An 18,645-nucleotide genomic window follows, 5' to 3' on the forward strand; every position below is an offset into this window, starting at 1 on the left:
GACAAGGGCCCATCGGGCACGGCTCCGCGGGAGATGTCCTCGGCCGGAGCTGTCGGCCGGTCGGGCGCCGCGGTCCTGGCGGACCTCCTAGCCGGCCACATTGACCGACGCCCCGTCCTTGAGGGAGCCGAGCTGGCTGGTGGCCACGAGGTCACCGGCCGCGAGGCCCGTGGTGATCTGGGTGAGGGTGTCGGTGGCCGACCCCACGGTCACCGTGGTGCGGGTCACCTTGCCGTCGGCGACCCGGTAGACGTACTTCGTGGCACCGTCGGTCTGCACCGCCTGGATCGGGACGACCAGGGCACCGTTGACGGTCTGCGTCGCGATCGACACGTTGCCGCTCATGCCCAGCCGGACGGCGCGGTCACCGGGGGCGAGCGGCACCTTGACGATGAAGGCGGTGCCGCCGGTCTTGGTGGTCATCGAACTGGCCGAGATCTCCGAGACGGCCCCCGGGAACGGATCGCCCGGGAAGGAGTCCAGGCTGACCGACGACTGCTGGCCGACCCGGACCCCGGCGATGTCGGCCTCGTCGACCTGGGCCGCGAAATCGACCCGGGAGAGGTCGACGATGGTGAAGACCGGGGTGGCGGTGGTCACCGCGGCACCTGCCGCGGCCTTGGTCCCCGACCCGTCCAGGGACGTCAGGGCCAGCACCGGGAACGAGACGACGCCGCCGGTCGGGGCGGTGATGGTGAGCCGCCCGGCATTGTTCTGCGCATTGGTCCGGACCACGGCGGCGGCCGACTGGGCGGCAGAAGCGGCGGACTGGGCCGCCCGGGCGGACTGCTCGGCGGCGTCGGCGGCCGAGACCGCCGCATCGCGGGCCGCCGTCTGCTGGTCGGTGGCGGTCGGCATCGCCCGGGCCGCCGCCCGTTGGGCCCGGGCGGTGGCGAGCTGGGCGGTCGCGGCCCGGGACTGGGCATCGGCCTGGGCGACCTGCGCCTGCGCCTGGGCGACGGCGGCCCTCGAGGCGGCCCCGTCCAGAGTGGCGAGGACGTCACCCGCCTTGACGGTCTGCCCGTCGCTCACCCGGACCGAGTCCAGCGTGCCGGCGATCGGGGAGAAGACCGAGGTGCGCAAGGTCGTGTCGACGGTGCCCGGGGCCGAGATGCTCACCGACAGATCCTGGACGACGGCGCGGGCGGTGCTGATCGAGGGCTTGGCGGCCTGGCGGGAGTACGCGTACCCGCCGCCCAGGGCGGCGAGGACGGCCACCGCGGCGACACCGGCGATGATGCGGCCCTTCTTCATGGTTCAGCTCCTGGGCTGGTGGTCGGGCGACCCGTTCAGGGCCGCCAGGAACGCGACACGGCTCGCCCGGACGAAGGCGGGATCGAGCGTCACGGTGAACGAACCGGCGCTCGCCCCGAGGACCCGCTCGACGGCGGTCGACAAGGCGGCGATGTTGCGGACGATGATGTCGACGTAGGCGTCCTCGGTCGGCGCCGCGAGGGCCCGGTCGTACATCCGGCCGGCCCCGTCGATCCAGATCGACAGGACCAGATCGGTGGTGACCTCCGGGTCGTCGACGGCCAGCGAACCGTCCTCGGCCCCCCGGGCGACGCAGGGCAGGAAGATCTCCCGGCACCGCTCACCCCACTGGTCGAACAGATGGTGGCGCAGCTCCGCGTTCTCCGGCTTGTAGAGCAGCGGGACGAAGCCGTACGCGTCGTCCACGTGGCCGATCTTCCAGGACGCGGCGCCGAGCAGCAACAGTCGGAAGCGCTCGGCGCCGGAGCCCTCCGGACCGACGGCGATCCGTTCCAGCTCGGTGAACAGCGCGTCGACGAAGCGCTCCACCAGGGCGAACAGCAGGTCCTGCTTCGAGCCGAAGTAGTAGTAGAACGTGCCCTTCGCCACCGACGCCTCGCGGGTCAGGGTGTCCACCGAGAACGCGTCGTACCCCACCGTGGCGCACAGCCGGACGGCGACGTCGAGCAGCTCCTCGCGTCGTGCCTCCGGTGCCATCGAAACCCTCGCCACGCGCATCAGCGTACAACTGACTGACCGTCAGTCAAGTGTCTTCGCAGCCCGTTCTTCCGGAGTCGGTGGCGGGCGGCCACGGCAGGGTCCAGTGTGGATCCATGGCTCCCGCGACCCTCACCTTCCTCGGCGCGGCCGGCACCGTGACCGGCTCGAAGTTCCTCCTCACCATCGGCGGGCGGCGCGTCCTCGTCGACGCGGGGATGTACCAGGGCGAGAAGCACTGGCGCTCGATGAACTGGGCCCCCTTCCCGGTGGATCCGGCCGACATCGACGACGTGGTGCTCACCCACGCCCACATGGACCACTGCGGCTACCTGCCGCGGCTGGTCAAGGACGGGTTCGCCGGGGACGTCTGGGCGACCGAGGGCACGGCGGCACTCGCCGAGATCGTCCTGCGGGACGCGGCCTACCTCCAGGAGCGCGACGCCGAGCACGCGACGCTGCACGGCTACTCCAAGCACAAGCCGGTGCTGCCGCTCTACACCGAGCAGGACGTGCAACGTACGCTCACCCACTTCCGGGCGGTGGCGTACGACACCGACGTCGAGCTGGGGAACGGCGTCACCTGCCGCTGGACCCGGGCCGGCCACATCCTCGGCTCGGCGAGCGTACGGGTGTCGACGGATCGTACGGCGATCCTCTTCTCCGGCGACATCGGCCGCCACGACCATCCGGTGCTGCGGCCCCGGGACATCCCGCCGGGGGCGCCGTTCGTGGTGGTCGAGTCCACCTACGGCGACCGTGAGCACCCCGAGCCCGAGCGGGCGCACGAGGACTTCGCGGCGGCGATCCGGCGCACCGTCGCGCGCGGCGGGCAGGTGCTGATCCCGGCCTTCGCCGTGGATCGTACGGAGGTGGTGCTGAAGACCATCGGCGAGATGCAGCGCGACGGGCGGATCCCGATGGTGCCGATCTACGTCAACAGCCCGATGGCGCTCAACGCGCTGCGGGTCTACCGCTCCCCGGCGCACCGGGACGAGCTGCGACCCGACCTCGACGTCGAGGAGTTCCTCGGGCTGCCGAACGTCACGGAGACGCCCGACGCCGACAGCTCCCGCGAGCTGAACGACCTGGAGGGGCCGGCGATCATCATCTCCTCCTCCGGGATGGCCACCGGCGGCCGGGTGCTGCACCACCTGGAGGAGATGCTGCCCCACCCGCGCAACACCGTGATCCTCACCGGCTACCAGGCCACCGGCACCCGCGGCCGCAGCCTGGAGGAGGGCGCCCGGGAGCTGAAGCTCCACGGCCGCTACATCCCGGTCCGGGCCACCATCGTGCGGGACGCGGAGTTCTCCGTCCATGCCGACAGCAGCGACCTGATGGACTGGCTCGGCGAGCTCGACCCGGCACCGGAGACGACCTTCATCGTGCACGGCGAGCCGGACGCCGCCGCGGCCCTGCACGAACGGATCGCCGACGAGCTGGGCTGGACCTCCGCGGTGGCCCGGTACGGCGAGGTGGTGGTCGTCGAGCCGCGCACCACCCGGCGTCACAAGGATCGGGCCTGACCGGCCGCCGGGCACCAGGACCGCCGAGCAGCAGGACAGGACCGCCGGGTAGCCGGGACCGACGGGCCGATGGGACCGACGGGCCGGCAGGACCGAGCGGCAGCGACGACCGTCGTCGCGAGGGCCCGGAACCTGAGCGGAGGGTGACCCGACGGGTCTGGTCAGGTGTCGTAGGTCACTGCAAGGATGGCGCCATGAGCGAGAACACGATTCCGCAGGGTCGCCCGACCTGGGTCGACCTCACCACCACCGACATCGAGAAGGCCCGGACGTTCTACGGGAACGTCTTCGGCTGGACCTTCCAGGACCAGGGCCCCGAGTTCGGCCACTACACCATGGTCAGGAGCGGCGACGCCGTCATCGGCGGCATGATGGGCCGGACGCCGGACATGCCGGCCGGCCCGGACGCGTGGGTCGTCTATCTCGACACCCCGGACGCCCAGGCCACCTGTGACAGGGCCACCGCCGACGGCGGCACGGTGATCGTCCCGCCGATGCAGGTCGGTGACTCCGGCACGATGGGCCTGATCACCGACCCCGGCGGGTGCGCGACGGGCTTCTGGCAGGCCGCCGACTTCCACGGCATCGAGAAGATGGCGGTCGCCGGCGCACCGTGCTGGTTCGAGATCTTCACCCCCGCGTACGCCCGGAGCCTCGAGTTCTACCGTGACGTCTTCGGCTGGAACATCGTCACATTGAGCGACGCCGACGAGTTCCGCTATGCCACCAACCAGCTCCCGCCGCAGGATTCGGTCGCCGGGATCATGGAGGCCACCTTCCTCGGCGAGGGCCATCCCGGGTTCTGGCGCACCTACATCGGTGCCGTCGACGTGGACGCCACCGCCGAGCAGATCGTCCGGTCCGGCGGCACCATCGTCGAGGCCGCCCAAGACTCCCCGTACGGACGCTTCGCCGCGGTCACCGACGACCAGGGCGCCGACTTCCTCATCGTGCAGGCCCCCGCGGCCTGACCGCCGGGCCCCGGCCGGGGCCGCCCGCCGTCGGCCCCGGCCGCACCGATCGCCCACGGGGCACCGGCCTGCAGCATCGCCATCCCCGGCCCGCAGCACTGCCGTCACTCGACCCGAAGCACTGCCTCACCCGGCCCGGAGCACTGCCTCACCCGGCCCGGAGCACCGCCACGGTCTTCCGGGCCGTGGCGTCGTCGACCACCAGCCGGGTCACCACGCCGGCCCGCAGCGCGCCGGCGAGGGCCCGCGCCTTGCCCGGTGAGCCGACCACGCACAGCCGATGCGGCACTGCAGTGAGCTCGTCGGGGGTCATCCCGGAGGCGCGTGCGTTGATGGCGATGTCGGCCCACGAGCCGTCCTGACGCAGCATCACCGTGCACACGTCGCCCACCACCCCGTCCGCCTCGAGGTCGGCGATCTCATCGCCGGACAGGTAGCCGCCGGCATAGACGTGCGAGGCGACCTGCCCCGACAGCGAGCCCACACTGAAGACCGCCAGATCCATCCGGCGGCGCAGGTCGAGCATCCGGCGGACGAACCGCTCCCGCCACAGCACCCGGCGGGTCTCGGCCTCGTCGAAGAACGCCGGCACGGGGAACTGGACGACCCGCTCACCCAGGGCGCGGCCCGCATCGGTGAGGATCATCCCGGCGTACGGGATGCCGGAGGTCGACGGGTTGGCCGCCCCGTTGATCTGGACGATGGTGGCACGCGACTGCGGCACCGGCTCCAGCTGGTGGACGACCTGCTCCAGGGTGGTCCCCCAGGCGATCCCGATCATCGGGTCCACGGCCTGCGCGGCGTAAGCGCCCAGCCGCTGCGCTGCGGCCCGGGCGACCAGCCGGAGGCGTTCCACGTCCCCGACCAGATCCGGCACGGGGATGACGTGCACCTCGATCCCGAACAGCCCGGCCAGCACCTCACCCGTCTCGGTGCGCTGCTCGGGGCGGACCAGGCTGATCCGGACGACCCCCGATTCCCGGGCGTCCTTCAACAGCCGTGACACCGTCGAGCGCGACGTCCGTAACTGCCGTGCGACGCCGTCCATCGTGGCGCCCTGCTCGTAGTAGAGCTCGGCCGCCCGGTACATCTCACTGACCCGATCTCCCACCGAGACACCTCCTCGTGCACATCCTTTCATTGGCCTTGCACGTCTGTCCACGTGGGCGAACGATGGTCACAACGCGGCACCAAGCCCGGGGTGACACCCGATCGTGACACCCGATCGGGCCGGACGACCGCGGTCCAGGGCGGACCAGGGACCCCCGTCACCGACACGGGTCCGCCGCATCAGCGTGGATGTCCAAGGAGCAGACAATGGCCAGTACCCGGTTGACCCGCGAGACGCGTCAGGCGGCCCTCGAGGCGATGGCGGACGAGGAGCTCGACATCCTCGTGGTCGGTGGAGGTGTCACCGGCGCCGGGATCGCCCTCGATGCCGCGACCCGGGGCCTGCGCACCGGAATCGTCGAGGCCCGCGACTGGAGCCAGGGCACCTCGAGCCGCTCCAGCAAGCTCGTCCACGGCGGGCTGCGCTACCTCTACCAGCTGGACTTCAAGCTGGTCGCCGAGGCCCTCAAGGAACGCGGCCTGCTGCTGACCACCACGGCCCCGCACCTGGTCAAGGCCCAGCCCTTCCTCTGGCCGCTGCGTACGCCGGTGATCGAGCGGGCCTACAGCGCCATCGGCGTCGGCATGTACGACGCACTGGCCGTCATCGGCGCCCACGGCAAGACCGTCCCGCTGCAGAAGCACTACTCTCGCAAGGGTGCCAAGAAGCTCTTCCCCGGCATCCGCGAGGACGCCCTGTGCGGGGCGATCCGGTTCTACGACGCCCGGGTGGACGACTCCCGGCTGGTCATCGACCTGGTGCGCACCGCCGCCGGCCTCGGCGCCCTGGCCGCCTCCCGCACCGAGCTCACCGAGCTGCTGAAGGACTCCCACGGACGCGTCGTCGGCGCGGTCCTCACCGACCTGGAGACCGGCACCACCCATCGGGTGCGGACCCGCCACGTCATCAACGCGACCGGGGTGTGGACCCAGCAGACCCAGCGCCTCGGTGGCAAGGGCGGGCTCAAGGTCCTCGCCTCGAAGGGCATCCACATCCTCGTCCCGCGGGAGCGGATCGACGCCACCACCGGCATCTTCCTGCGCACCGAGAAGTCCGTGCTGTTCATCATCCCGTGGCAGCGCTACTGGGTGATCGGCACCACCGACACCGCCTGGCACGAGGACCTCGCCCACCCGGTCGCGACCAGCGCCGACATCGACTACATCCTCGAGCACGCCAACTCGGTGCTGGCCGACCCGCTGACCCGCGACGACATCATCGGCAGCTATGCCGGCCTGCGGCCGCTGCTGCAGCCGGGCACGATGGACGAGTCCCAGTCGACGAAGATCTCCCGCGAACACACCGTCACCCAGATCGCCCCCGGCCTGGTGTCCATCGCCGGCGGCAAACTCACCACCTACCGGGTGATGGCGGAGGACGCCGTCGACTTCGTCCTCGGCAAGGACCGGGCCAGGGCGATGCCGTCGCGGAGCACCACCACCCCGCTGGTCGGCGCCGAGGGCCTCGCGGACATCCAGGCGCAGGCCGACCGGATCGCCCGGGAACGCGGCTGGACCGCCGACCGCCTCGAGCACCTGCTCGGGCGCTACGGCGCCGAGCTGCCCACCCTGCTCGCGATGATCGATCAGGATCCGTCGCTGGCCGAGCCGCTCGCCGAGGCGCCGGCCTACCTCGCGGCCGAGGTGGCCTTCGCCGTCACCCACGAGGGCGCCCTGCACCTGGAGGACATCGTCAATCACCGGGTCCGCCTCGCGATGGAGACCCCGGACCGCGGCATCAGCGCCCTGCCGGGCATCGCCGCCGTCGCCGCCGGGCTGCTCGGCTGGGACGACGCCACCCGCGCCCACGAGATCGCCTCGTACGAGGCCCAGGCCCGCGCCGAGCTCGAGGCCGAACGCCGGGCCACCGACGCCGACGCCGTCGCCGCCCGCCTGGCGGCCGAGGACCTGTGCCCCGTCCTGCCGCTGGGCGTCGCCTGACCGGTCACCCCGTGCTCCCCCTGCCCGGGCGGACCCCGTCCGGGCAGGATCTCCCGGGCACGGACCCGACCCGTTCCGGCCTGCGAGCACCCCCTCCCCCCGGGGCACAATCCCCCCCCCCCCGGACGCCCGCCCGGGCACACGATGCCCGGACGTCCTCCGTCCTTTACCAGGAGAAGCAATGTCGCTCTCTGCAATCTGCCTGTCCGAATTCGTCGGCACCGCCGCCCTCACCCTGCTGGGCTGCGGTGTGGTCGCCTCCAACCTGCTGCCCCACTCGAAGGGACGCGGCGGAGGCTGGGTCCTGGTCACCTTCGGCTGGGGCCTCGCCGTCTTCGTCGGCGTGTACGCGGCGTTCGCCAGCGGCGGGCACCTCAACCCCGCGGTCACCGTCGCCCTGGCCATCGCCGGGCGCGACCTCGCGCCCGGGGTCGCCCCGACGGCGGCCGCCATCGCCACCTACATCGTCGCCCAGATGAGCGGCGCGATCGTCGGCGCCGTCGCCTGCTGGCTCGTCTACCACGAACATTTCCGCCAGGAGGCCCCGGCGGAGGAGAAGCTCGGGGTCTTCGCCACCGGCCCGGCGATCCGCCGCTACGGCTGGAACTTCGTCTCCGAGTTCATCGGCACCTTCGTCCTGGTCGGCTGGGTGCTGGTCTCGAACAAGACCCCGGCAGAGCTCGGGCCGCTGGCGGTCGCCTCGGTGGTGACGGTGATCGGCATGTCGCTGGGCGGGCCCACCGGCTACGCGATCAACCCGGCCCGGGACCTCGGCCCGCGGATCGCACATGCGATCCTGCCGATCCCCGGCAAGGGTTCCAGCGACTGGTCGTACGCCTGGATCCCGGTCCTGGCACCCTTGGCGGGTGGCATCGCCGCCGCGCTGACCATGCCGCTGGTCCCCACCCTCTGACGCAGAGCCTCCACGGCGCCGCCACACCTGCCTTCACCACCACTCGCGATTCACCACCACTCGCGATTCACCACCACCCGCGACAGCCACCTTCACCACCACCCGCAGCACGGCGCCTGCCACCTCTCCCTGCACCACGGCACGGCCGCCCCACCGATCCGTCTCCACCACCGGAAAGCACACAGACATGAGCAACGACGCCCAGTACGTGATGGCCATCGACCAGGGGACCACGAGTTCCCGCGCGATCATCTTCGACCATGCCGGGGACATCATCTCCGTCGGCCAGCTGGAGCACGAGCAGATCTTCCCCCAGCCCGGCTGGGTCGAGCACGACGCCCTCGAGATCTGGGCCAACGTGAACGAGGCGATCGGCCAGGCCCTGGCCAAGGCCCAGGTCAACCGGCACCAGATCGCCGCGGTCGGCATCACCAACCAGCGTGAGACCACCGTCGTGTGGGACCGCCACACCGGCGAGCCCGTGTACCACGCGATCGTCTGGCAGGACACCCGCACCCAGGCGATCTGTGACCGCCTGGCCACCGACGGCGGCGTCGAGCGCTACCGCTCCCGCACCGGCCTGCCGCTGTCGAGCTACTTCGCCGGGCCGAAGGTCACCTGGATCCTGGAGAACGTCGCCGGCGCCCGGGAGCGGGCCGAGGCGGGCGACCTGCTGATGGGCACCATGGACACCTGGGTGCTGTGGAACCTCACCGGCGGCACCGAGGGCGGCGTGCACCTGACCGACGTGACGAACGCCTCCCGTACGCTCCTGATGGATCTGCGCAGCCTCCAGTGGGACCCGCAGATCTGCGCCGACCTGGGCATCCCGATGTCGATGCTGCCGCAGATCCGCTCGTCCTCGGAGATCTACGGCGAGGGCCGACCGACCGGGCTGCTGATCGACACGCCCATCGCCGGCATCCTCGGCGACCAGCAGGCGGCCACCTTCGGGCAGGCCTGCTTCGAGAAGGGCAGCGCCAAGAACACCTACGGCACCGGTTGCTTCATGCTGATGAACACCGGCACCGAGCCGGTCTTCAGCGACAACGGCCTGCTCACCACGGTCGGCTACAAGATCGGCGACCGCCCGACCCACTACGCCCTCGAGGGCTCGATCGCGGTGGCCGGCTCACTGGTCCAGTGGCTGCGGGACAACCTGCGGATGTTCGACAGCTCCGCCGAGGTGGAGAAGCTGGCCCTGGAGGTCGAGGACAACGGTGGGGCCTACATCGTGCCGGCCTTCTCCGGGCTGTTCGCCCCGTACTGGCGCCCCGAGGCCCGCGGCGCCCTGGTGGGCCTCACCCGCTACGTCAACCGCAACCACATCGCCCGGGCCGTCCTCGAGTCGACCGCCTACCAGACCCGCGACGTGGTGCAGGCGATGTTCGCCGACTCCGGAGTGGAGCTGACCTCGCTGAAGGTCGACGGCGGCATGGTCGCCAACGCCACCCTGATGCAGTTCCAGGCCGACATCCTGGGCGCGCCGGTCGTCCGGCCGCGGGTGGCCGAGACCACCGCGCTGGGGGCCGCGTACGCCGCCGGCATCGCCGTGGGCTACTGGGCGGGCGAGGACGATGTGGTCGCCAACTGGCAGCAGGGGCAGTGCTGGGTGCCGACGATGGACCCGGCCGAGCGTGAGCGGCTCTACCGCTGCTGGCAGAAGGCGGTGACCCGTACGTTCGACTGGATCGACGACGACACCCGCCGCTGAGGCCGCGCGCCCCCGGACAGCGACGGATCCCCGGGTCGGCCAGGTGGCCGGCCCGGGGATCCGTCGTGTCGGACGATCGGTCCTGTCGGACGATCGGTCGTGTCGGACGATCGGTCCTGTCGGACGATCTGTCGTGTCGGACGATCAGCCGTGACAGAAGCGATCAGTCGTCCCGGAGACCACCGGCCCGCGTCGGCGGCGATCAGCCGGCGTTGACCGTCGCCTGCTTCACCGCGCTCTGCGGAGTGTGGTACTTGTCAATCAGCTTCTGGTAGGAACCGTCGTCGATCGCGGCCTGCAGCGCCTTCTGCAGGGCGTCGCGCAGCTGGGTGTTGTTCTTGGCGACGGCCACGCCGAGCGGGCCGGCGATCACCTGCTGGCCGACGATCTCGAACTTCCCCTTCGACTGCAGGGTGTTGTAGACCGCGACCGGGTACTCCTGGATGCCTGCGACCGCGCGGCCCTGCTCGACCTGGAGCATCGCCTCCGACTCGCGGTCGAAGGCCATCACGGTGACCTTGCCCTTGCCCGCCTTCTCACAGTCCGGCGACAGCCGGGAGGTGACGTAGTCCTCCTGGGTGGTGCCGCGCTGCAGGGAGATCGTCCGGCCGCACAGGTCGTCGACGGACGTCAGGCCCTGGGGGTTGCCCGTTCTGACGTACATGATCGAGCCGGAGAGGTAGTAGTCCACGAAGTCGACCTGCTTCTGGCGCTCCTTGGTGTCGCTCATCGAGGAGATGGCCGCGTCGAAGCGGTGGGACTCGAGCTGGGTGATCAGCCCGTCGAAGGTGGAGTTGTTGAAGACCACCGGAACGCCCAGTTCGGTCCCCAGCAGGTCCCCGAACTCCTTGTCGAACCCGATCACCGTCTTGCCGTCGGTGTCGTAGTACTCCATCGGCGCATAGGCGATGTCGCTGCCGACCTGGATCGACCCCTTGTCCTTGACCGACTGCGGCAGCGCGGCGTACAGCGCCGCCGAGGTGTTGACCCCCGCCGGGGAGGCCGCCGAGGACGGGGCCGACCGGCCGCCACCGCTGCAGGCCGTCAGGGACGCGATCGTGACCAGGGCGACGACCGGGGTGAGGACGTGGCTGGGGATCTTCATGGACGGTCCTTCCGGATCATCGAGTGGGTCAGTGCCCGCCGTTGATGCTGGCTTCCTTCACCGCGGACTGCGGCGTGCCGTACGTGTCAAGGAGCTTGGCGTACGAGCCGTCCTCGATGACCGACTGCAGGGCCGCCCTGAGCGCATCGCGCAGCGCGGTGTCCTGCTTGGACACGGCGATGCCGAGTGGCGCGGCGGTCACCTGGTCACCGACGGTCTCGTACTTGCCGGCCGACTGCTTGGCGCTGTAGACGGCGACCGGGTAGTCCTGCAGACCGGCGACGGCGCGGTCCTGCTGGATCTGCAGCATCGCCTCCGACTCGTGGTCGAAGGCCAGCACGTTGACCTTGCCCTTGCCCGCCTTCTGGCAGGTGGGGTCGAGGTCGTTGGTGACGTAGTCGTCCTGCACCGTGCCGCGCTGCAGGGCGATGGTCTGCCCGCAGAGGTCGTCGACGGACTTCAGGCCGTGCGGGTTGCCGGCCTTGACGATCATCACCGTGCCGGACAGATAGTAGTCGACGAAGTCCACCTCCTTCTGGCGTTCGGGGGTGTCGCTCATCGCCGTGATGGCGGCGTCGAACCGCTTCGAGTTGACCTGGGTGATCAGCCCGTCGAAGGTGGAGTTGTTGTAGACCACCGGGACGCCGAGCTTGGCGCCGAGCAGCGTCCCGAGGTCCTTGTCGAAGCCGATGATCGTCTTGCCGTCGGTGTCGAAGTACTCCATCGGGGCGTACGCAGCGTCCGTCCCGACCTGGATCGAGCCCTTGTCCTTCACCGCCTGGGGCAGCTGCGCGTACAGCGGGGCCGACGTGTTCACCCCACCGCTCGCCGAGGCACCGCCCGCGGCGGGCGCGCCGGCGGCGCCGCCACCACCGCAGGCGGCCAGGCCACCGGCGAGAACGACCGCCGTCAGCGGGGCGAGTACACGGGTCAACTTCTGCATCGATCAGGTCCTTTCCTCACCGGACCCACCGGGCCCGGCACCGGCCGAACACTACCGCTGCCGCATCACCGGTGTGTCACCGGGATGACCGCTGACACCCTCTGCGCCGGCGCCCGGAGCGGACCGTCGGAGCACCGTGGACAGATCAGAGCACTGTGGACAGATCAGAGCACCTTGGACAGGAAGGCCTGCGTACGGGCCTCCCGGGGGTTGCCCAGCACCTCGGCCGGCACCCCCTCCTCGACGATGACCCCGCCGTCCATGAACGCCAGATAGTCGCCGACCTCCCGGGCGAAGCCCATCTCATGGGTGACGACGACCATCGTCATGCCGTCCTCGGCGAGCTGCTTCATCACCCCGAGCACGTCACCGACCAGTTCCGGGTCCAGCGCGGACGTCGGTTCGTCGAACAGCATCAGCTCGGGCTTCATCGCCAGCGCCCGGGCGATGGCGACCCGCTGCTGCTGGCCGCCGGAGAGCTTGCCGGGGTAGGCATGCGCCTTGTCGGGCAGGCCCACCCGCTCCAGCAGCTCCACCGCGGTCGCCCGGGCGGTCGCGGCCGGGACGCCGGCCACGTGGATGGGAGCCTCGCAGATGTTCTCCATCACCGTCATGTGCGGGAAGAGGTTGAAACGCTGGAAGACCATGCCGATCCCCCGGCGCTGCTCGGCGATCTCCTTGTCCCGCAGCTCGTGCAGCTTGCCGTCACGCTCCCGGTAGCCGACCAGGTTGCCGCGGACCCGCAGGCTGCCGCCGTTGATCCGTTCCAGGTGGTTGATGCACCGCAGGAAGGTGGACTTCCCCGATCCCGACGGACCGATCAGCACGGCCACCTCGCCGCGGGTCACCTCCATGTCGATGCCCTTGAGCACCTCCAGGGAGCCGAAGCGCTTCTTCACCCCGCGCGCCTCGACGATGACGTCCCGGGCCGCGACGGTGTCGCCGGCTGCGTGCTGTGCGCTCATTCCTGCCTGCCGAACTTGAGATTGCGCTTCACGGCGCCGAGCGGCCCGCCGTCCTGGCCGGATTCCTGGTCGGAACGATTGAAGTACCGCTCCAGGTAGTACTGGGCGATCGAGAAGACCGTGGTGAGGATCAGGTACCAGGCCGAGACGGTGATCAGCATCTCGATCACCTGCAGGGTGTTCGAGTAGATCCGGACCGCCGCCTGGAGCAGTTCGAGGTACTGGATCGAGTAGGCCAGCGACGAGGTCTTCAGCATGTTGATGAACTCGTTGCCGGTCGGCGGGATGATCACCCGCATGGCCTGGGGCAGCACGATGCGCCGCATCGTGTGCGTACGTGACATGCCCAGCGCGCTGGCGGCCTCGACCTGGCCCTTGTCCACCGACTGGATGCCCGAGCGGACGATCTCGGCCATGTACGCGCCCTCGTTGATCCCCAGACCGAGCAGCGCCGCGGTGAACGGGGTCATCACGGAGTTCATCGGGATCCCCGTGCCGGGGACGGTCGGGAAGACCAGCGACAGGTTGTACCAGATCATCAGCTGGACCAGCACCGGGGTGCCGCGGAACAGCCAGATGTAGAACTCGGCGACGCCGCGGGTGACCCAGTTGTCCGACTGGCGCATCACCGCGACGAGGATGCCGAGCGCGACACCGACGACCTGGGCGAGCACGCTGATCAGCAGCGTGTTGCCCATCCCCTTGAGCACCTGGCTCTGGAAGAAGTACTTCGGCGGGACCGACCAGTCGATGCTGGCCTGGGAGAAGGCCCAGATGAGACCGACGAGCAGGACCAGCACGACGCCGGCACCGACCCACCGCCACGGATGGCGGACCGGGACCGCGACGATGTCCCCGCCGGCCGGGGAATCGGTGCCCTGAGTGTTCACAGGGGTGACAGTACCGTCCCCGTTCCCCGACGCGACAGCACGGTCACGGTTCGCCGGGCTGACCGTACGGTCAGGGCGGTCAGGGCGGTCACCCGAGGCGGTGGAGCCGGTCATCGGATCACTGGCCGGCGTTGATGGTGGCCTTGTCGAGCGCCCCCTGCGGAGTGTCGTAGGCGGCGATCAGCTTCTGGTAGGAGCCGTCGTCCATGGTCGACTGCACCGCCTGCTGCAGCACGTCGCGCAGCTGGGTGTCGGACTTGCGCACCGCGATGCCCAGCGGGTTGGCGATCACCTGGTCACCGACCGTCTCGTACGCCCCGTTGGACTGCTTCACGTTGTAGGCGGCGACCGGGTAGTCCTGCATGCCGGAGTCGGCCCGGCCCTGCTTGATCTGCAGCATCGCCTCGGACTCGGTGTCGAAGGCCAGCAGATTGAGCGGCTTGCCCTCGGTCTTGCACTTCGGCTCGAGGGTGCCCTGCAGGTAGTCCCACTGGGTGGTGCCGCGCTGGACGGCCACGGTCTTGCCGCACAGGTCGTCGACGGTCCGGATGCCCTTCGGGTTGCCCTTCTGGACCAGCATGACCTCGCCCGCCTTGTAGTAGTCGACGAAGTCGACCTGCTTCTGGCGCTCAGGATTGTCGGTCATCGCGGAGACGATGGTGTCGAGCCGGTTGGAGTTGAGCTGGGTGATCAGGCCGTCGAAGGTGGTGCCGTTCCAGACGAAGGGCACGCCGAGCTTCTGCGCCAGCAGGTCAGTGAACTGCTTGTCGAAGCCGAGGACGGTCTTGCCGTCGGTGTCGTAGTACTCCATCGGCGCGTACTCGATCGAGGCGCCGACCTGGATGTTCCCCTTGTCCTTGATCGCCTGGGGCAGCTTCGAGTACAGCGGGGCCGCGGTGTTGACGGTCATCGGAGCCGCCGCGGAGGCACTGCCACCGGCCTTCGGCGTGCTCGGACCACCACACGCCGCCAGCGCGCCGGTCACCACCAGCGCGGCCGCCGCCGCCATCACACGTGCCATCTTCTTCATCGGCTGTCCCTTCCCATCGGATCGGGCCGAGGCCCGACAGGTCTCCCGGCTCGGGACATGCTAGTGGACCCGTGTCACGATCCCGTTGCTCGCTCCCGTTGCTCGTGCGCGCTGCCGCTGCCCGCGGCCTGCGTCCCCGTGGCGCACGGGCCTGCGGCTCCGTGCCCGCGGCCTGCGTCTCCGTTGTGCGGGGCCCGGGCGTACGCCTCACCAGGACTGGGCGAGGACCAGCGGAAGCAGCACCTGGGCGCCGAAGGTGTCCGGGTCGGGCGGCAGCAGGTCCGCCACCACACCCGCGGGGAACCGGTCCTCGGCGTCGGTCAGGTCGGCGAGCAGCCGGCGGGTGGTCCGCTCGGCGACCTCGGCGGGGCCGACCACCCATTCGTTCTCCAGCTCGGTCGAGGCCCGCTCGTCGAGCATCCGCAGCATCAGGACCTCCCGGGCGATCATCCGCGGATCGCCCCCGCCGGGCGGCTGTCCCGGCAGCCCGCCGCCGAGGCGCCGGCCCAGCCGGCGGGCCACCTCACGCAGCCGCAGGTCCCACCGGCCGGCGCCGGTCGCCATCGCGTACTCGGCCCGGACGTCCCACGCCACCGGCTGGCCCTCGACGTCGAACCCGGTCGCGCACCGGGCCGCTGTCCGGGCGAAGACGTCGATCGCCTCGGTGGCGTCGGCCTGCGTCGCGGCCAGCGTGGTGAGCAGGTTCATCGTGGCGACCGCCGCGAGCGGCCGGGGGGTCAGGCCGGCCACCAGCGTCGCGGCCTGCTCGAGCCAGCCGGTGTCGCCGGTCGCGGCGTGCAGCCCGAGGTGCACCAGCACGGCCTCCGGCTCGTCCCGGTCCCGCAGCGGCCCCACGATCGAGGCCTCCACCACCTCGACGGCGTGCATCGGGTCGGCCAGCCCGGGGCCGGTGAGCGCGGCCAGGACCACTGCCGCAGCCGTCGGCGACCCGAGCAGGTCGTGGCGGCCCCGGCCGGGGGTCCGGGCCCGGTCGAGGAGCCGCTGCGACCAGATCTGCAGGACCCGGTCCAGCGGCGGCGCCCAGCGCGCCTCGACCAGAGTGGTGCCGCGGGCCGAGTTGAGCCGTACGGTCACCCGATGCCGATCATCGGCCGGCAGGATCTCCACGGTGTCACCGACGAACCCGACGTCGAGCGAGCCGTCGTCGTCCACCGCCTGGTCGAGGTCGGCGATCACCAGCGGGACGGTGTCGGGGAGGTCGACCGGCTCCGGCCACCAGCCCGGCAGCATCGCCGCCGCGGCCCGGAAATCGGCCACCCAGGTCGCCTGCCAGTGCCACAGCCGCCGCTCCCCCGCCGCCCAGTGCGACGACGGGCCGAGCTCGAAGGACCGGGTGGCCAACGTGAGGCCCAGCCGCTGCCGGACGACCAGCAGCGGTCCGTCACCGCGCGGGGCGACGATCCAGGCCGCCTCGGCGCCGGCGCTCCAGGTCCATGCCTCGCAGTCGCGGGCCGGGACGGGCCGCAGCGTCACCGTCGCCGCCTGCGCCGCTCCGGACACGTTGGCCGCCACGATCCGCTGGTCCCACCCGGCGAGGACGCTGTGCCGGATGTCGAGCTGGACCGGGCCCCCGAGGTGCACCTCGACCTCGTCGTCCTCCAGCACCACCAGCGGCGCGGTCGTGTCGGCCCCGGCGAGCCGGACGTCGAGCCCGGCCAGGTAGGGCCCCCACCGGTCGTGGACGAGGGAGACCAACGCCCCGTCCTCGTCAAAGCCGAGCATCGCCTCGCCCCAGCGCAGCGCGTGGCCGGCCATCTCAGCGCTCCGGCTGGCAGGTCGGGCACCAGTAGAGGTTGCGGCCGGCCAGCTCGCGGCGGCGCACCGGGGTGCCGCACACCAGGCACGGTCGGCCGGCGCGGCGGTAGACGTACACCTCACCGCCGTGATCGTCGACCCGCGGCGGGCGCCCCATCGCCTCGGGCGTGTGCTCGGGACGTACGGTGTCGATCCGGCCGGCCCGGCAGCCCTCGGCCATCAGCCCGACCAGGTCGGCCCAGAGCCGGGACCACTGCGCCGGTGTCAGGTCGTCGGCGGGCAGCAGCGGATCGAGCCCCTGCCGGAACAGCACCTCGGCGCGGTAGACGTTACCGACCCCGGCGAGCACCGACTGGTCCAGCAGGACGGCGGCCAGCGGCCGGTGGGACCGGTGCAGCCGGTCGTACGCCCGCTCCGGGTCGGCCTGCGGGTCCAGCGGGTCGGGCCCCAGCCGGGCGATCATCGCCTCCTCGGCGGCGGGACCGGTCAGCCGACAGCCCTGCGGGCCGCGCAGATCGGCCACGTACGCCTCGGTGGCGATCCGCAGTCGCACCTGGCCGACCACGGGGTGTGGGGGCTCGACGGTCATCCTGCCGATCAGGCCGAGGTGGATGTGGACGACCCGTTCGTCGTCGAACTCGACAAACAGGTGCTTGCCCACCGCGCGGGCCCGGTCGATCGTGTGGCCGTCGAGCAGCAGGGCCTCGGCCGCGAACCGCCCCTGGGGGCTGGAGACCGCGACCCGCCGGCCCGCGAAGGCGGTGGTCAGCTGATCGGCGAGCCGGTGCAGGATGTGGCCCTCAGGCACCGGACACCTCCTGTCTCTGTCCCCGGCTGTCGTCACCGGTCGGTGACGCCTGACTAGGCTAGCCGCATGGCAGCAGAAGCGGGGCGCCCCGAAGGGTCTCCGTCCGGCGGGAGCGAGGAGCGTCCGGCCGGCCGGAACGGCGACCGGTCACGGCCCGGTCCCCGCCCGGCCGGCGCTCGCCGCCGACGCAGCGGGCCCGGCCCGGAACGTACGGCGCCCGACTCGGCCCCCGAGGATCGCCGCGGGGGTGCCGGTGACCGCGACACGCCGCTGCCCCACGACTTCGGCCGGGACGGCACGTCCGGTCTGGTCAACCACGATCGCGCGCTGCGCGCCCGCGAGGTCTCCCGGCCCCGGCCGGAGGACGAGGCCGACGCCGCCGCGGGCGCCGAGGCGATGCTGAAGCGCCTCGGCCGGCACCGCTGAAGCGCCTCGGCCGGCACCGCTGACACGCGGGCCGACACCACTGAAGTGCCTCGGTCGGCACCGCTGACACGAGCGGGCCGACGTCGACACGCCCAGGGTGGTCAGCGGGCGGCGTCGTACGCGCTGAGCTTGTCGATCCGACGCTGGTGGCGCTCGTCCTGGGAGAACGGGGTGGCGAGGAAGGCCCGGGCCATCGCCAGGGCGAACTCCGGCTCGTGCTGGCGCGCGCCGATGGCGATCACATTGGCGTCGTTGTGCTCGCGACCGAGCTCGGCGATCGCGACGTTCCAGGCGAGGATCGAGCGGATCCCCGGGACCTTGTTCGCCGCGATGTTCTCACCGTTGCCGGAGCCGCCGATGACGATGCCGAGCGAGCCGGGCTCCGCCGCCACGGCCTGCGCGGCCGGGATGCAGGTGTCCGGGTAGTCGTCCTGGGCGTCGTACTCGTGGGCACCGTGGTCCACGACGTCGTGGCCGTCAGCGGTCAGGGCCTCGACGAAATGGTTCTTCAGCTCGAACCCGGCGTGATCGGTGGCAATGTGAACGCGCATGC

General features: G+C 71.2%; 17 protein-coding genes. 6 read left to right on the forward strand and 11 right to left on the reverse strand.

The genetic code is table 11. The features are described 5' to 3' along the window. Window positions 1–87: 87 nt before the first annotated feature. On the reverse strand, window positions 88–1,254 hold the full coding sequence (locus VB059_RS09720; RefSeq protein ID WP_323421824.1) for an efflux RND transporter periplasmic adaptor subunit: 1,167 nt from the start codon (window positions 1,252–1,254) through the stop codon (window positions 88–90). Window positions 1,255–1,257: 3 nt separating this feature from the next. Continuing rightward, a complete protein-coding gene (locus VB059_RS09725) occupies window positions 1,258–1,986 on the reverse strand; it encodes a TetR/AcrR family transcriptional regulator (protein WP_323421825.1) in 729 nt (242 codons plus the stop codon). Between the two features lie 101 nt (window positions 1,987–2,087). Here VB059_RS09725 and VB059_RS09730 point away from each other — a divergent pair, with 101 nt between their 5' ends. Together VB059_RS09730 and VB059_RS09735 are read left to right on the forward strand one after the other, a co-directional pair. Beyond that, window positions 2,088–3,500, forward strand: a complete 1,413-nt coding sequence (locus VB059_RS09730; RefSeq protein ID WP_323421826.1) for an MBL fold metallo-hydrolase — start codon at window positions 2,088–2,090, stop codon at window positions 3,498–3,500. Between the two features lie 194 nt (window positions 3,501–3,694). Next, window positions 3,695–4,471 (forward strand): VOC family protein, encoded by a 777-nt coding sequence (locus tag VB059_RS09735; protein ID WP_323421827.1) that lies wholly within the window; start codon window positions 3,695–3,697, stop codon window positions 4,469–4,471. Window positions 4,472–4,619: 148 nt separating this feature from the next. On the opposite strand, the gene VB059_RS09740 is transcribed toward VB059_RS09735, so the two are convergent. Then, a complete protein-coding gene (locus tag VB059_RS09740) occupies window positions 4,620–5,582 on the reverse strand; it encodes a sugar-binding transcriptional regulator (protein ID WP_323421828.1) in 963 nt (320 codons plus the stop codon). A 206-nt stretch (window positions 5,583–5,788) separates the two neighbouring features. On the opposite strand from VB059_RS09740, the gene VB059_RS09745 reads away from it, so the two are divergent. The 3 genes from VB059_RS09745 to glpK all read left to right on the forward strand — a co-directional run bounded on the left by VB059_RS09745 (window position 5,789) and on the right by glpK (window position 10,149). Beyond that, window positions 5,789–7,522, forward strand: coding sequence for a glycerol-3-phosphate dehydrogenase/oxidase (locus tag VB059_RS09745; RefSeq protein WP_323421829.1), 1,734 nt, complete (start codon window positions 5,789–5,791; stop codon window positions 7,520–7,522). 181 nt (window positions 7,523–7,703) lie between these two features. Next, a complete protein-coding gene (locus tag VB059_RS09750; protein ID WP_323421830.1) occupies window positions 7,704–8,435 on the forward strand; it encodes an MIP/aquaporin family protein in 732 nt (243 codons plus the stop codon). A 187-nt stretch (window positions 8,436–8,622) separates the two neighbouring features. Then, complete coding sequence (gene glpK / locus VB059_RS09755) at window positions 8,623–10,149, forward strand: glycerol kinase GlpK (RefSeq protein ID WP_323421831.1); 1,527 nt, start codon at window positions 8,623–8,625, stop codon at window positions 10,147–10,149. Between the two features lie 202 nt (window positions 10,150–10,351). Here the strand turns inward: glpK and VB059_RS09760 are convergent, their stop codons facing one another. From VB059_RS09760 to VB059_RS09790, 7 genes are all read right to left on the reverse strand, one after another. Further along, complete coding sequence (locus VB059_RS09760) at window positions 10,352–11,254, reverse strand: ABC transporter substrate-binding protein (protein ID WP_323421832.1); 903 nt, start codon at window positions 11,252–11,254, stop codon at window positions 10,352–10,354. Window positions 11,255–11,282: 28 nt separating this feature from the next. Next, window positions 11,283–12,197, reverse strand: coding sequence for an ABC transporter substrate-binding protein (locus VB059_RS09765; RefSeq protein ID WP_323421833.1), 915 nt, complete (start codon window positions 12,195–12,197; stop codon window positions 11,283–11,285). Between the two features lie 164 nt (window positions 12,198–12,361). Further along, on the reverse strand, window positions 12,362–13,162 hold the full coding sequence (locus VB059_RS09770) for an amino acid ABC transporter ATP-binding protein (protein WP_323421834.1): 801 nt from the start codon (window positions 13,160–13,162) through the stop codon (window positions 12,362–12,364). Further along, complete coding sequence (locus VB059_RS09775) at window positions 13,159–14,052, reverse strand: amino acid ABC transporter permease (protein WP_323421835.1); 894 nt, start codon at window positions 14,050–14,052, stop codon at window positions 13,159–13,161. Before VB059_RS09775 ends, VB059_RS09770 begins: the two co-directional genes overlap by 4 nt. A gap of 118 nt (window positions 14,053–14,170) precedes the next feature. Next, window positions 14,171–15,082: an ABC transporter substrate-binding protein gene (locus tag VB059_RS09780; protein ID WP_323421836.1), complete on the reverse strand. Its 912-nt coding sequence runs from the start codon at window positions 15,080–15,082 to the stop codon at window positions 14,171–14,173. 207 nt (window positions 15,083–15,289) lie between these two features. Continuing rightward, on the reverse strand, window positions 15,290–16,858 hold the full coding sequence (locus tag VB059_RS09785) for a hypothetical protein (protein ID WP_323421837.1): 1,569 nt from the start codon (window positions 16,856–16,858) through the stop codon (window positions 15,290–15,292). Between the two features lies 1 nt (window position 16,859). After that, window positions 16,860–17,666, reverse strand: a complete 807-nt coding sequence (locus VB059_RS09790) for an Fpg/Nei family DNA glycosylase (RefSeq protein WP_323421838.1) — start codon at window positions 17,664–17,666, stop codon at window positions 16,860–16,862. A gap of 66 nt (window positions 17,667–17,732) precedes the next feature. On the opposite strand from VB059_RS09790, the gene VB059_RS09795 reads away from it, so the two are divergent. Continuing rightward, a complete protein-coding gene (locus tag VB059_RS09795; protein ID WP_323421839.1) occupies window positions 17,733–18,092 on the forward strand; it encodes a hypothetical protein in 360 nt (119 codons plus the stop codon). A 101-nt stretch (window positions 18,093–18,193) separates the two neighbouring features. Here VB059_RS09795 and VB059_RS09800 read toward each other — a convergent pair whose 3' ends face one another. Further along, a complete protein-coding gene (locus VB059_RS09800; protein WP_323421840.1) occupies window positions 18,194–18,643 on the reverse strand; it encodes a ribose-5-phosphate isomerase in 450 nt (149 codons plus the stop codon). Window positions 18,644–18,645: the final 2 nt, after the last annotated feature.

The organism is Raineyella sp., assembly GCF_034933565.1.
Classification (GTDB): Bacteria; Actinomycetota; Actinomycetes; order Propionibacteriales; family Propionibacteriaceae; genus Raineyella.

Excerpts from the sequence above, each read along its gene's own strand:
- VB059_RS09720 (WP_323421824.1), bottom strand. The coding sequence starts at position 1,254 with ATGAAGAAGGGCCGCATCATCGCCGGTGTCGCCGCGGTGGCCGTCCTC.
- VB059_RS09730 (WP_323421826.1), top strand. The coding sequence starts at position 2,088 with ATGGCTCCCGCGACCCTCACCTTCCTCGGCGCGGCCGGCACCGTGACC.
- VB059_RS09735 (WP_323421827.1), top strand. The coding sequence starts at position 3,695 with ATGAGCGAGAACACGATTCCGCAGGGTCGCCCGACCTGGGTCGACCTC.
- VB059_RS09745 (WP_323421829.1), top strand. The coding sequence starts at position 5,789 with ATGGCCAGTACCCGGTTGACCCGCGAGACGCGTCAGGCGGCCCTCGAG.
- VB059_RS09750 (WP_323421830.1), top strand. The coding sequence starts at position 7,704 with ATGTCGCTCTCTGCAATCTGCCTGTCCGAATTCGTCGGCACCGCCGCC.
- glpK (WP_323421831.1), top strand. The coding sequence starts at position 8,623 with ATGAGCAACGACGCCCAGTACGTGATGGCCATCGACCAGGGGACCACG.
- VB059_RS09760 (WP_323421832.1), bottom strand. The coding sequence starts at position 11,254 with ATGAAGATCCCCAGCCACGTCCTCACCCCGGTCGTCGCCCTGGTCACG.
- VB059_RS09765 (WP_323421833.1), bottom strand. The coding sequence starts at position 12,197 with ATGCAGAAGTTGACCCGTGTACTCGCCCCGCTGACGGCGGTCGTTCTC.
- VB059_RS09770 (WP_323421834.1), bottom strand. The coding sequence starts at position 13,162 with ATGAGCGCACAGCACGCAGCCGGCGACACCGTCGCGGCCCGGGACGTC.
- VB059_RS09780 (WP_323421836.1), bottom strand. The coding sequence starts at position 15,082 with ATGAAGAAGATGGCACGTGTGATGGCGGCGGCGGCCGCGCTGGTGGTG.
- VB059_RS09785 (WP_323421837.1), bottom strand. The coding sequence starts at position 16,858 with ATGGCCGGCCACGCGCTGCGCTGGGGCGAGGCGATGCTCGGCTTTGAC.
- VB059_RS09795 (WP_323421839.1), top strand. The coding sequence starts at position 17,733 with ATGGCAGCAGAAGCGGGGCGCCCCGAAGGGTCTCCGTCCGGCGGGAGC.
- VB059_RS09800 (WP_323421840.1), bottom strand. The coding sequence starts at position 18,643 with ATGCGCGTTCACATTGCCACCGATCACGCCGGGTTCGAGCTGAAGAAC.